General features: G+C 72.4%; 11 protein-coding genes. 6 read left to right on the top strand and 5 right to left on the bottom strand.

The features are described 5' to 3' along the window. The first annotated feature begins 29 nt into the window (after positions 1-29). Positions 30-1,865 carry a GMC oxidoreductase gene (locus NI25_RS15105; protein ID WP_061442972.1) on the top strand — a complete coding sequence of 612 codons (1,836 nt, stop codon included), beginning with the start codon at positions 30-32 and terminating at the stop codon, positions 1,863-1,865. 87 nt (positions 1,866-1,952) lie between these two features. Here the strand turns inward: NI25_RS15105 and NI25_RS39700 are convergent, their stop codons facing one another. Next, complete coding sequence (locus tag NI25_RS39700) at positions 1,953-3,035, bottom strand: LPXTG cell wall anchor domain-containing protein (RefSeq protein ID WP_061442971.1); 1,083 nt, start codon at positions 3,033-3,035, stop codon at positions 1,953-1,955. Positions 3,036-3,575: 540 nt separating this feature from the next. Then, positions 3,576-3,884 carry a chorismate mutase gene (locus tag NI25_RS15095; protein ID WP_061442970.1) on the bottom strand — a complete coding sequence of 103 codons (309 nt, stop codon included), beginning with the start codon at positions 3,882-3,884 and terminating at the stop codon, positions 3,576-3,578. Between the two features lie 330 nt (positions 3,885-4,214). Here NI25_RS15095 and guaA point away from each other — a divergent pair, with 330 nt between their 5' ends. Next, positions 4,215-5,795: a glutamine-hydrolyzing GMP synthase gene (guaA, locus tag NI25_RS15090; RefSeq protein ID WP_061442969.1), complete on the top strand. Its 1,581-nt coding sequence runs from the start codon at positions 4,215-4,217 to the stop codon at positions 5,793-5,795. Positions 5,796-5,820: 25 nt separating this feature from the next. On the opposite strand, the gene NI25_RS15085 is transcribed toward guaA, so the two are convergent. Beyond that, the gene (locus tag NI25_RS15085) at positions 5,821-6,330 is read right to left on the bottom strand and encodes a pyridoxamine 5'-phosphate oxidase family protein (protein ID WP_061442968.1); all 510 of its coding nucleotides are present in this window, start codon (positions 6,328-6,330) and stop codon (positions 5,821-5,823) included. 262 nt (positions 6,331-6,592) lie between these two features. On the opposite strand from NI25_RS15085, the gene NI25_RS15080 reads away from it, so the two are divergent. Continuing rightward, on the top strand, positions 6,593-7,891 hold the full coding sequence (locus NI25_RS15080; protein WP_061442967.1) for a hypothetical protein: 1,299 nt from the start codon (positions 6,593-6,595) through the stop codon (positions 7,889-7,891). A 181-nt stretch (positions 7,892-8,072) separates the two neighbouring features. Next, positions 8,073-8,609: a DoxX family protein gene (locus NI25_RS15075; RefSeq protein ID WP_199560909.1), complete on the top strand. Its 537-nt coding sequence runs from the start codon at positions 8,073-8,075 to the stop codon at positions 8,607-8,609. Positions 8,610-8,618: 9 nt separating this feature from the next. Here the strand turns inward: NI25_RS15075 and NI25_RS15070 are convergent, their stop codons facing one another. After that, complete coding sequence (locus tag NI25_RS15070) at positions 8,619-8,864, bottom strand: hypothetical protein (protein ID WP_061442965.1); 246 nt, start codon at positions 8,862-8,864, stop codon at positions 8,619-8,621. Next, a complete protein-coding gene (locus NI25_RS15065; protein ID WP_061442964.1) occupies positions 8,851-10,314 on the bottom strand; it encodes a PspC domain-containing protein in 1,464 nt (487 codons plus the stop codon). The genes NI25_RS15070 and NI25_RS15065 overlap by 14 nt, the downstream gene beginning before the upstream one ends. Positions 10,315-10,504: 190 nt before the next feature. On the opposite strand from NI25_RS15065, the gene NI25_RS15060 reads away from it, so the two are divergent. Together NI25_RS15060 and NI25_RS15055 are read left to right on the top strand one after the other, a co-directional pair. After that, positions 10,505-11,797, top strand: coding sequence for an ATP-binding protein (locus tag NI25_RS15060; RefSeq protein WP_061442963.1), 1,293 nt, complete (start codon positions 10,505-10,507; stop codon positions 11,795-11,797). Then, positions 11,794-12,543: a LuxR C-terminal-related transcriptional regulator gene (locus NI25_RS15055; protein WP_061442962.1), complete on the top strand. Its 750-nt coding sequence runs from the start codon at positions 11,794-11,796 to the stop codon at positions 12,541-12,543. Before NI25_RS15060 ends, NI25_RS15055 begins: the two co-directional genes overlap by 4 nt. The last annotated feature ends 8 nt before the right edge of the window (positions 12,544-12,551 follow it).

The following is a 12,551-nucleotide window of genomic DNA, read 5'->3' as shown; positions in this document are numbered from 1 at the left end:
CCACCGCCCGTTCTCAACGAGGAGAGCACGTGTCGCAGGAGAACTCTGTCCAGACCCGGGACGAGAACGGGTACGACTACGACGTCCTCATAGTCGGCTCCGGCTTCGGCGGCTCCGTCTCCGCCCTACGCCTCACCGAGAAGGGCTACCGCGTCGGCGTCCTGGAAGCCGGCCGCCGCTTCACCCGCGAGACCCTGCCCCGGAACTCGTGGGACCTGAAGAACTACCTCTGGGCGCCGAAACTCGGCATGTTCGGCATCCAGCGCATCCACCTGCTCGGGAATGTCATGGTCCTGGCAGGCGCGGGCGTCGGCGGCGGCTCCCTCAACTACGCCAACACCCTCTACGTGCCGCCGAAGCCGTTCTTCGACGACCCCCAGTGGCGTGACATCACCGACTGGCAGGACGAGCTCGCGCCGTACTACGACCAGGCCCGGCGCATGCTCGGAGTCCGCCTCAACCCGACGATGACCCCCTCCGACGTGCACCTGAAGGCCGCCGCCGAGAAGATGGGCTGCGGCGACACCTTCCACATGGCCCCCGTCGGCGTCTTCTTCGGCGACGGCGAGGACGCCGACGGCAAGGCGAAGGCCGAACCGGGCGAGCAGGTGCCCGACCCGTACTTCGGCGGGGCGGGCCCCGACCGCAGGGCGTGCAACGAGTGCGGCGAGTGCATGACCGGCTGCCGGCACGGCGCGAAGAACACCCTCAACGAGAACTACCTGTACCTCGCCGAGAAGGCCGGCGCGGTCGTGCACCCGATGACGACGGTCGTCTCCGTCACGGACGACTCGCGCGGCGGCTTCGCGATCGCCACGCTGCCCACCGACCGCAAGCAGCGCGGGGAGCGCGGGAGGACGGACGCGGGCCGCACCTTCACCGCACGCCGCGTGGTCATAGCCGCCGGCACCTACGGCACCCAGACCCTGCTGCACCGCATGAAGGCGGGCGGACAGCTGCCCCACCTGTCCGACAGGCTCGGCGAGCTGACCCGCACCAACTCCGAGGCACTCGTCGGCGCCCAGACCGACGACCGGCGCTACCGCGGCGCCACCGGCGAGCCCCGGGCCGACTTCACGCGCGGCGTCGCCATCACGTCCTCGATCCACCCGGACGCCAACACCCACATCGAGCCGGTGCGTTACGGCAAGGGCTCCAACTCGATGGGCGGCCTGTCCATCCTCCAGGTCCCCTACGCCGGGCAGACCGCCTCCGGGGCCTCCCGCGTCCTGGGCTTCCTGGGGCACGCGGCCAAGCACCCGCTGCTGGTCCTGCGTTCGCTCTCCAACCGCAAGTGGTCCGAGCGGACCATCATCGGCCTGGTCATGCAGTCCCTGGACAACTCACTCACCACACACCTGAAACCGACGGGTGTCGGCAAGGGCCTGCTCACCGCCCGCCAGGGCCACGGCTCGCCCAACCCCAAGCAGATCAAGGCCGCCACCGAGGGCGCCTCCGCACTCGCCGCCGAGATCAACGGCTTCGCCGGCTCCAACGTCGGTGAGCTGATGGGCACCCCGCTCACCGCCCACTTCCTCGGCGGCTGCCCCATCGGCGCGTCCCGGGAGACCGGTGTCATAGACCCGTACCACCGGCTCTACGGCCACCCCGGCATCTCGGTCGTCGACGGCGCCGCCGTCTCGGCGAACCTGGGGGTCAACCCGTCCCTCACCATCACGGCGCAGGCCGAGCGGGCGATGTCGTACTGGCCGAACAAGGGCGAGGAGGACCCGCGACCCGCGCAGGGCGCCGCGTACGAACGACTCGCCCCCGTCGAGCCCCACGCCCCGGCCGTCCCCGAGAAGGCCTTCGGCGCGCTGCGGCTGCCGTTCCTGGACGTTCCCGCCGTACCGCCGAGGAAGTAGGAGAAACGAAAAGGTGAGTGGGACCCGCACCCCCCTCCGAGCGCGGGTTCCACTCACCCGGCCTGTGTCACGCCACCGGCGCGGGCGTCACGTGTCCGAGCCGGCCTTGCGCCGCCGCACCACGAACACCGCACCGCCGCCGGCCACCACGGCGAGTCCGCCGACGAGGCCGATCATCGGGAGCGCCGAGCCGGCGCCGGTCGAGGCGAGGCTCCCGGTGACCTCCGGGACGTTCGCGGGCGCCTTCTCGACGGTGACGGGCGCGAGGGGTGCCTTGCCGCCCTCCTGCGGCCGGGTGCCCTCCGTGTCCGTGCCGGGGGCCACGATCCGGAACTTGTAGGCGACGTCACCGAAGCCGGTGCACTCGCCGTCCGCGTCGCCGTAGATGGTCGCGCCGAGCGTGAAGCCCGCACCGACCGGAGCGTCGGCCCGCACGTTGATCCGCATCGGGATGGCGACCTCGTAGTCGGGGGCCAGCTCGTCGGTGTACCCGATGTATCCGACCGCGTAGCCGAGTTCGTCGAGGTCCTCCCAGGACTCGTCCTGGGGGTTCCAGGCCTGGAGGCCGACCTTCTCGCTCTCGAACAGCTCCTCGCCGTCGAGGTCGGCGGAGGCGCCGGCCAGGTACTCGAGGTTCTGCAGCGTCGAACCGGAGGTGTTGGCCACGTTCAGCGAGAACTCGTGCCAGCCGCTGCCCGCCGCGATCTCGCCGGGCAGGCCCTCGATGTCGACGTCGACCTTGGTGTCCTCGCACACGGACGGCTCGGGGTCCGGGGCCTGCGATTCCTCCGATTCCTCCGGAGCGGAGGCGCCCGGGGACGGGACCGCGGGGGCGGACGTGGTCGACTCCGAGGCGCCGGGGGCGGGAGTCCCCTCCTCGCCGGACCCCTCCTCGCCCTTCTCCTCCCCGTCCGTGTCCTCCGTCGCGCCCGGGGAGCCCGTCGGGCTGCCGGTCGCGTCGCCGGGAGCGGGGTCGGTCGCGGTCTCGCCCGCCGTCTCGTCGGTCACGTCGGTCACGTCCGTCTCGTCCGTCTCCGGTGAGGCAGACGTGGAGGCGGACGGGGATGCCGACGTGTCACCGGTCGCATGGGCGCACGGGGCCGCGAGGAGCGCGGCGGGGGCGACCACCGCCGTGACGGCGGCTGCGGCCAGAGCGCGACGAAGCTTCATGCCCGGTGTGATCAACGAAACCTGTGAATGGTTGTCCTCACATTCACAGAATCCTTATGTGGCCTGCGTCACTTAGGCGGCGATGGCGGGCGGCACGACGAAGGGCCCCGCGGAACTGCGGCCGCAGGGCCCTCCCTCTCAGCCGGCACCGGCGTCAGGGCAGCGCCGGTGCCTCGGGAGCGGCGCCGGGGGGTTGCGCCGCTTGCCTCGGATGCTTGTCGCCTTTGTCGTTTGCTCGAACGTGGGACCCGTTCCGTCGGCCGGCCCCGGGCGTCCCCGGAGCCGGCCGTTCTCTTGGGTGACCGGGCTGCTGTCCCCTGCCGTCCGGTCACTTCCTGGAGCGAGGTCCCACGACGTACGGCACGATCCGTACGTCTCATCGCTCCAGCGAGCCACGCGTGGTTCTTTCGGGCCCGCCCCTGGCTGACACGGACACCGGGACCAACGAAGCCGCTCGCCCGCCGGTCACGCGCCGTACGGGTGAGAATCCGCCCGAACTCAGATACGACCCCCGCCGGGGCACGGCCACGCCCCGGGGGGTCACACCCGCCCGCGGCACAGCTCCAGCATCGTCATCGCCAGCGTCGTGCCCGGCTTGCCCAGCGCCTGCCGGTAGTGGTCGAGCACCTCCATCTCGCGCGAGAGGTTCACGCGCCGCCCCCCGGAGGTGATCCGTGCCTCCTGGATGACGGCGGAGACGGCCATCCGTTCCTGGATCAGTCCGATGATGCGGTCGTCCAGGGCGTCGATGCGCTCCCGGGCGCCGGTGATCACGTCGGCGGCCTCGGGGGTGTGGGCGCCGGTCTTGTCGGCTGCGGTGACGGTCTTGTTCGCTGCGGTGACGGTCATGTCGGTGGCTCCTCGCCGAAGACTGGCGGCACCCGGGACCGGCACGGTCCGCAAACGCCAGGCGCCCCGGACCTTGTCGGCCCGGGGCGCCTGGGAAGTCGCTTGTCAGTTGCTCAAGCAGCACGACCATGGCAGCCGGTGGGCCGGTTGCCATAGGTAAACAGGAAGGTCTGGTGCTTGCGCATGGGCCCAGTATGCCCCGGCGACGATCGGTGTCCAAGCCGGTTCGCATGGTGAGACCGTCCCCGGCACCCGGCGGCGGGCCGGGGCACCCGCCCACCTCGGTAGAATCGGGGGTACAAACCCCGCCCGACCGCCGGAAGGCACCCCGTGTCATCAGCGACTCCCGCTGCCGCCGCCCCCGACACCGTCCTGGTCGTCGACTTCGGCGCGCAGTACGCCCAGCTCATCGCCCGCCGTGTCCGCGAGGCGCGGGTCTACAGCGAGATCGTGCCGAGCTCCATGCCGGTCGAGGAGATGCTCGCCAAGAACCCGGCGGCCATCATCCTCTCGGGCGGCCCCTCCTCGGTGTACGAGCCGGGCGCCCCGACCCTCGACCGCTCCCTGTTCGAGGCCGGCGTCCCCGTCTTCGGCATGTGCTACGGCTTCCAGCTCATGGCGCAGACCCTCGGCGGCACCGTCGACAACTCCGGCGCCCGTGAGTACGGCCGCACCGACCTCTCGGTGTCCAAGCCGTCCTCCACCCTCTTCGAGGGCACCCCGGCCGAGCAGGCCGTGTGGATGTCGCACGGCGACGCCTGCTCCGCCGCCCCCGAGGGCTTCACCGTCACCGGCTCCACGGACGTCGTCCCGGTCGCCGCCTTCGAGAACGACGAGAAGAAGCTCTACGGCGTCCAGTACCACCCCGAGGTCATGCACTCCACGCACGGACAGCAGGTGCTCGAGCACTTCCTGTACCGGGGCGCGGGCCTGAGCCCGGACTGGACCACGGGCAACGTGATCGAGGAGCAGGTCGCGGCCATCCGCGAGCAGGTCGGCGACAAGCGCGCCATCTGCGGCCTGTCCGGCGGCGTGGACTCCGCCGTCGCGGCCGCCCTCGTCCAGAAGGCCATCGGCTCCCAGCTCACCTGCGTCTACGTCGACCACGGCCTGATGCGCAAGGGCGAGACCGAGCAGGTCGAGAAGGACTTCGTGGCCGCGACCGGCGTGCAGCTGAAGGTCGTGGACGCCGAGGAGCGGTTCCTCAAGGCGCTGGCCGGAGTGTCCGACCCCGAGGAGAAGCGGAAGATCATCGGCCGCGAGTTCATCCGGGTCTTCGAGCAGGCGCAGCTGGAGATCATGCAGGAGGAGGGCCCGGAGGTCGCCTTCCTCGTGCAGGGCACGCTCTACCCGGACGTCGTCGAGTCCGGCGGCGGCACCGGCACCGCCAACATCAAGTCGCACCACAACGTGGGCGGTCTTCCCGACGACATCGAGTTCGAGCTGGTCGAGCCGCTGCGCCAGCTGTTCAAGGACGAGGTCCGGATGGTCGGCCAGGAGCTGGGCCTGCCGGACGAGATCGTCCAGCGCCAGCCCTTCCCCGGCCCGGGTCTCGGCATCCGCATCGTCGGCGAGGTCACCAAGGAGCGACTGGACCTGCTCCGCGAGGCCGACGCCATCGCCCGCGAGGAGCTGACCGCGGCCGGCCTCGACCGCGACATCTGGCAGTGCCCCGTGGTGCTGCTGGCCGACGTCCGCTCCGTCGGCGTCCAGGGCGACGGCCGCACCTACGGCCACCCGATCGTCCTGCGCCCGGTCTCCTCCGAGGACGCCATGACGGCGGACTGGTCCCGGCTGCCGTACGACGTGCTCTCCAGGATCTCGACCCGGATCACCAACGAGGTCAAGGACGTCAACCGCGTCGTGCTCGACGTGACCTCGAAGCCGCCGGGGACGATCGAGTGGGAGTGACCCCAGAGCCCCGGGAGGGCGCTGCCTACGTGCGCCTGATCGTGCGCACGGGCTGACCGGGCTGCCAGATCTCCACGACGAGGTACTCGTCGTCCTCGACGGAGGTCCGCACGACCTCCGTCAGCTCGGTTCGGAAGAGGTGGAACGGCTCCGGCGGTTCCACCTCTTTCACGTACCCGGCCTTCGTCGCCGGGTCCTCCACCTCGATCGCCCGCCCGGCGATCCGTACGTCTCCGCCGCCCATGCCGGTGCCGTCCCCCGGGTTCGCCTGGAGTGCGAAGCGCGGGTCGCGGCGCAGGTCGAGTGCCTTGAGCGAGCCCGGCATCATGCCGAACCACAGCTCGCCGTTCAGGAATCGCACCTCCAGGCCGGTGGTGCGGGGCGAGCCGTCCTTGCGCAGGGTGGCGAGGACGTGGTGCGTGTACGCGCCGAAGCGCGCCTCCGCGGTGCGGGCCAGCGCGGGTTCGGCGGCGGTGAAACGGGCCCAGTTCACGGGTGTGGTCACGGGTTCGGGCACAGGTGTTCCTGACGTCATACGCCGAGTGTGGACCCGAATGCCGACACCTCCTGTCGGGATACGCCGGCATCTCGTGCCGGGGGCCGGTCAACACGACGATGCGCGCTTCACCCGCGCTGAGCAGACGTAAGGCGGGGCGACGGGCGGGAGGGGGCCGGCGTGCGGCACAATTCGCTGTCGTCCCAAGGGACTTAGAGGCTCCCATGGCTTCTTCCCACGGTCGCTTGTGACGGGTTCTTTCACGGGTGCGGGCACAGGGAGCGGAAGGCGGGCGTCGGGCGTGGCGGTGCAGGAGGCGAGAGGCGCGAGCGGCTCGGACAGGGGCGCGTACGAGGCGGCCGCGCACGGTGGTGGCTGTACCTGCGGGGACTGTCCGCACGGCGCCCGCGAGGGGCACCGCAGGGCGGTCGCCGCGTTTCTGCTGCGGCGGGACGAGTTCGCGGCCGGGCAGGGCCTGCCGGCCGCGGTGGCCCACTCGGCCTCCGCCTCCCGCCAGTGGGTCTCGGAGGAGCTGACCCAGTCCGCGGAGGCCGTCGCCGAACGCGGCCGCGCCGAGGGCGACGCCTGGCTCGCGGGGCTGGGCCGGCGTACGGCGGTCGCCGTGTGGGCGGCGGTCGTCCTGCTGCTGCTCGGGCAGTGCCTCACCGCCGTCGGCGCGGGCTGGTCGGCGGCGCGCACCGCGGGCCTCGCGGCGGCCGTGGTGGTGGCCGGCGCGCTGACGGCGGCGTCGTGGTTCCACCGGGCGCGGGGCGGGGCGCTGGCCCCGGTCATCGGCGAGGACAACCGGCTGTCCACCTCACGCGCCGTGGCCGCGGCCTGGGTGCTCTTCGTCGCCTACGCGGTCCTCGTGCTGGCCGGACAACTGGCCGTCGCATCCGGCCACGGCCGGCGGGACGCGCTGATCTCCGGTCTCGAACTCGGCCGGGGCGCCGGCGCCGTGACCGTCCTCGCGGTGGTCTGCGGAATCGCCGTCCTGGTGCGGAGGGTAGTCGGACTGCGGGTGCTGGGCCAACGGCTGCAGAAGGTACGCGCCGACCGGCCGCGCGCGTCCGACCTGCTGACGGACGACGCGGGCCGCGGGGCCTTCGCCGACATCCAGTACGTCGTGATCAGCGCCGTGGCCCTGGTGTTCGCGGCGGTACGGCTGGCCCGGCGCCCGGAGCAACTGCCCGACCTGCCGTGGGGACTGGCGGTCGTGGTGCTGGTGTCGGCGGCGACCTACGTGGCCGGGAAGTACGCCGAGGGCGGCCGGCCGGTGATCCTCTCCGTGGTCCGGGCCCGGGAGGCCGGCGACCTGGACGCGCCGATCCGCACCGGCGACGACATCGAGATCCGCGGCGCGGGCTTCGTGCCGCCGGGCGCCCAGCGGGCGGACCGGCTCTCCCGGATGGTCGTCCGCATCGGCGCGGTCAACGTCCACGTCCCCCTGGTCCCGGTGACGGGCGGCTTCAGCAACCCGTCGGACGACCTGCTGACGGTCCCCGTCCCGGCGGACGTCGAACCGGGCCGGGTGGAGGTCCAGGTGGTCACGGGCGCGGGCGTGGAGACCAACCGGTACCCGATCGACGTCACGGACTGACACCTCGCGGCCTCGCCGCGCCCCCGGTCCGGACGGCCGGACGGCCGGGCCGGAATCCGATCGGCAACCTGTCGAAACCGACAGCAAGAAACCGGTTGCCGAGGGTTGAGCAGGGCCCCTGTGCCCTACGTATGGTCTGGTGGGGGGTCTGGGCATGGGCGGCGAGAGGCGGCTGGCAGTGATGACTCACGGGATGCGTACGGATGTCTACAGCTCACCCGAGAGCGGGGGCAGGGGAGACTGGCGGGACAACGCCGCCCGGTACGCCCTCCTTCCCCTGCGGATCTTTCTCGGCGTCACCTTCGTCTACGCCGGTCTGGACAAGCTCACCGACGGCGCCTTCATGAAGGACGCGGGCGCCGGTTCCGTCGGCGACATGATGCGCGCCGTCCGCGACTCCTCGGCCGTCCCCGCCCTGATCGACCTGGCCCTCAAGAGCCCGGTGGGCTTCGGCTACGCCATCGCCCTGGGCGAGCTGGCCGTGGGCATCGGCGCCCTGCTCGGCCTTCTCACCCGCCTCGCGGCGCTCGGCGGTGCGCTGATCTCACTGAGTCTGTGGCTGACCGTCAGCTGGGCCGCCGATCCGTATTACTACGGCAACGATCTTCCCTACCTCATGGCCTGGCTCCCCCTCGTCCTGGCGGGCGCCCCGCTGCTGTCGCTGGACGCCGTACTGCGCTCCCGGCGGCGGGGACGGACCGGCGGCGGGTTCCGGTAGCCCGGGCCGTCACCCGGGGAGGTCCGCCCGGGGATCGTCGGGCTTCGCCGCGCTCGGCGCTCCGCGGCGCCGGTGCGCGGACCGGGCCACGACCCCGACCGCACCCGCGAGGCAGAGCCCGCCCGTGACGACGGGGACCAGCACGAACCACGGCGTCTCCCAGAGGCCGCCCGCGTCGCCGGCGTAGATGACCCCGGCCAGCATCAGGAAGACACCGGCGACCAGCCGTCCCGGCTGGAATTCATGACGCAGCACGGGTCACCTCCGCCTGGCCGACGCCGACCTGGAGGTCGAGGTCGACGGTGCCGGCGTCCTTGCCGCCCTTGGTGGGGGACAGGGTGATCTCCTTGTGCTTGCCGGGTGCCACGTCCACGTCCTTCTCGTCGTCGCCGGGCAGCTGGATGTCGCCCACGCCCACGTCGACGCTCAGCCGCACGGTCACGTCCTGCGGCACGACGACCCGTATTCGGCCCATGCCCACGTCGGCCCGCGTGCTCACCGTCTGCCCCTCGGCCAGGTCGAGGCCGGACAGGTCGAGGGTGCCGCTGCCCGCACCGATGTCGTACTGATCGCGCACGTCGGTCACCGCCGTGGGCTCCCAGGTGGTCCGCACCCACTCGGTGCCCACGTTCGCGGGAATCGCGGCCGTCCCGGCGAGCAGGCCGGCCGTGATGATCGCCAGGAAGACCGAACCGGCCCCCGTGCGCCCGAGGAAGGCACTGACCGCGATACCGAGGCCGAAGACGGCGAGCGCGCACGCCAGGCCGGTCTGCAGACTGGTGCCGAGCGGATGGTCGTCCCAGGTGAGCCGGGTCCCGAGGAAGCCGGCGAGCAGGGCGAGGAGGAACACCCAGCCGCCGATGCCGCGGGGCCCGCGCGTCTGCACGACCCGGGAGCGCCGGTCGCCCGCGAGGGCGTGGTCGCGGCGTCCCGGAATGCCGCGACCGATGGTGACGGCCGCCGCGATGTCCCGCTCCACGGAGTCGGGCGGGCCCCACATGTATCCCGTCCCGCCGTCGTGGGTGCCGTCCTTGACGATGGGGTCGCGCCACCAGGAGGGCCAGGTGTACATGATCGGGGGCGCCTTGGCCTCCGGCGGGGCGTCGGCGACGGTCTGGGCCGAGAGCGGGTCCGGTTCGGGCGTTCTGCGCTGCCGGGACCAGTAGCCCGCGCCCGCGAGGAGCAGGGAGAGGACGACGGCGAAGGTGAGCACGCCGCCGTTGTTCAGCATGGTGAGGAAGACCCCGCAGCCGACCAGGGCGAAGAGCACGGCCGCCAGTGCCTGGCCGTCGACCCGGCCGGTCAGCAGCTTGCGCACCTCGTTCTCCTCCTCGTCGTCGTAGGGGACGAAGAGCCAGGCGAAGCCGTAGAAGATCAGGCCGATGCCGCCGGTCGCGGAGAGCACCGCGAGCGTGATCCGGAAGATCACCGGATCCAGGTCGCACTGCCGCCCGAGGCCGGCGCACACACCGGCGAGCGACTTGTGCCGCCGGTCGCGCCGGAAACGGTGCGGCGGTCCCGCCGCGGCCTGCCCGGGGCCTCCGGGGGCGTCCGCGCCACCGACGGCGCCGGCGCCGCCCGCACCGCCCCCCGCGCCCGCACCGGCATCCGCGGCGGGCGCGGCATCCTGCGGCCCGGCGCCCTGCGGGCGGCGCGGGCCGGAGCCGGGTCCCGGACCCGTCGCGGCGTGCTCGTGATCTGTCATGAGTCCATGGTGACGGGCGCGGCGCCCTGACGGCAGCCGGTTCGACCCTGGTCGGACCCTGATATCGGCCCTGACTCCGTGCCCGGGGAGCGTTCGAGCCCCGCGCCGTCCTCCACGGCCCGAAGATCAGGGGCGAGTGGGGGAACGACCCTGATGCCCCGGCTCCCGCACCCGTGTGAATATCGGTGTCATGCCGGAAGCCGCAGCAGCACCCGTCGTCGAACCGCGGCCGCCGCGCAAGCTCTACCGAAGCAGCGACGGACGCTGGCTCGGTGGTGTGGCGCGGGGGCTCGCCGGGCATCTCGGGCTGCCCGTCATCTGGGTCCGGTTCGCCTTCGTCGGCCTCTTCATGGCCGACGGCCTGGGCGCGCTGCTGTACGCGGCCTTCTGGTTCTTCGTGCCGCTGGGCGTCGGGGGAGTGGAGGCGCAGAAGCCGCCGTCGCTCGTCACCTCCGAGACGGGCCCCGACGGCCGCCGCAGACTCGTCACGCGCAAGCCGGACAAGGGCCAGATAGTCGCCCTGCTCCTCATGGTCGTCGTGGCCCTGGTCTTCGTGGGCAACGTCGACCTCGGCGGCGGAGCCAAGGCCTACCTCTGGCCGACCGTGCTCGTCGGCGCCGGCGTCGCCCTCGTCTGGCGCCAGGCGGACAACGCGCGCCGGGCCCGCTGGGCCGAGGTGGGGCGCCACCGCCGTACCGTCACCCTGCTGCGCTCCGTGGCCGGCGTCCTGCTGGTGACGGCGGGTGTCACGGGCATCTTCGTCCTCCAGGGCTCCGCCGCCCACCTCGGCTCCGTCCTCCAGGCGGCCCTCGCGGTCCTCGTCGGCATAACGCTCCTCGCCGGCCCCTACCTGGTCCGGATGACCCAGGACCTCTCCGAGGAGCGGCTGATGCGCATCCGCGCGCAGGAGCGCGCCGAGGTCGCCGCCCACGTCCACGACTCGGTGCTGCACACCCTGACCCTGATCCAGCGCAACGCGGAGAACGCGGGCGAGGTGCGCCGGCTGGCCCGCGCCCAGGAACGCGACCTGCGCGCCTGGCTCTACAAGCCGGAGGGCAACGGAAAGGACGAGGACGACGAGCCCACCACCCTCGCCGACGCCGTCAAGCGCAATGCCGCGGAGGTCGAGGACAAGCACGGCGTCCCCATCGAGGTGGTCGTCGTCGGCGACTGCCCGCTCGACGAGAGGACCAGCGCACAGATGCAGGCCGCGCGCGAAGCGATGGTGAACGCGGCCAAGTACGGTGGCGAGGGCGGCGCCGTACAGGTCTTCGCCGAAGTCGAGGGCAGGACGGTCTTCGTGTCCGTCCGGGACCGCGGCCCCGGCTTCGACCTCGACTCGATACCCGCCGACCGCATGGGCGTCAGAGAATCGATCATCGGCCGTATGGAGCGCAACGGCGGCACGGCGCGGCTGCGCGCGGTGCCGGACGGCGGCACGGAGGTCGAACTGGAAATGGAGAGGGCGGAGAAGACGTCATGAGCGACCCGACCGAGGCGAACGGAACCGCGGGTACGGCGGGGGCGGGCGAGGCCGCGCAACCGGCCGCGGGCAGCGGTGCGGGGGAGCGCCGCGTACGCGTGGTGCTCGTCGACGACCACCGCATGTTCCGCACCGGAGTCCAGGCCGAGATCGGCCAGACCGCCGAGACCGGCGTCGAGGTCGTCGGCGAGGCCGCCGACGTCGACCAGGCGGTCACGGTCATCACCGCGACCCGCCCCGAGGTCGTCCTCCTCGACGTCCACCTCCCCGGCGGCGGCGGAGTCGAGGTACTGCGCCGCTGCGCCCCCCTGATGAGCGACACCGAGCGGCCCGTCCGCTTCCTCGCCCTGTCCGTCTCGGACGCGGCGGAGGACGTGATCGGGGTCATCCGCGGCGGCGCCCGCGGCTACGTCACGAAGACCATCACCGGCACGGACCTGGTCAACTCCGTCTTCCGCGTCCAGGAGGGCGACGCCGTCTTCTCCCCGCGCCTGGCCGGCTTCGTCCTCGACGCCTTCGCCTCCACCGACGCCCCTCCGGTCGACGAGGACCTCGACCGCCTCACCCAGCGCGAGCGCGAGGTACTGCGCCTGATCGCCCGCGGCTACGCGTACAAGGAGATCGCCAAGCAGCTCTACATCTCGGTCAAGACCGTCGAGTCCCACGTCTCCGCGGTCCTCCGCAAACTCCAGCTCTCCAACCGCCACGAGCTGACCCGCTGGGCGACGGCACGCCGGCTGGTGTGACGGTCCTG

Source organism: Streptomyces sp. CCM_MD2014 (assembly GCF_000772045.1).
GTDB classification, from domain to species: domain Bacteria; phylum Actinomycetota; class Actinomycetes; order Streptomycetales; family Streptomycetaceae; genus Streptomyces; species Streptomyces salinarius.
The sequence above is the reverse complement of the archived record's forward strand: the minus strand, read 5'-3'. Positions and strand labels throughout refer to the sequence as shown.

What these genes read in the sequence shown, in the direction of transcription:
- NI25_RS15060 (WP_061442963.1), top strand. Translation starts at nt 10,505, where the DNA reads ATGCCGGAAGCCGCAGCAGCACCCGTCGTCGAACCGCGGCCGCCGCGC.
- NI25_RS15065 (WP_061442964.1), bottom strand. Translation starts at nt 10,314, where the DNA reads ATGACAGATCACGAGCACGCCGCGACGGGTCCGGGACCCGGCTCCGGC.
- NI25_RS39700 (WP_061442971.1), bottom strand. Translation starts at nt 3,035, where the DNA reads ATGAAGCTTCGTCGCGCTCTGGCCGCAGCCGCCGTCACGGCGGTGGTC.
- NI25_RS15085 (WP_061442968.1), bottom strand. Translation starts at nt 6,330, where the DNA reads ATGACGTCAGGAACACCTGTGCCCGAACCCGTGACCACACCCGTGAAC.
- NI25_RS15095 (WP_061442970.1), bottom strand. Translation starts at nt 3,884, where the DNA reads ATGACCGTCACCGCAGCGAACAAGACCGTCACCGCAGCCGACAAGACC.
- NI25_RS15075 (WP_199560909.1), top strand. Translation starts at nt 8,073, where the DNA reads ATGACTCACGGGATGCGTACGGATGTCTACAGCTCACCCGAGAGCGGG.
- NI25_RS15055 (WP_061442962.1), top strand. Translation starts at nt 11,794, where the DNA reads ATGAGCGACCCGACCGAGGCGAACGGAACCGCGGGTACGGCGGGGGCG.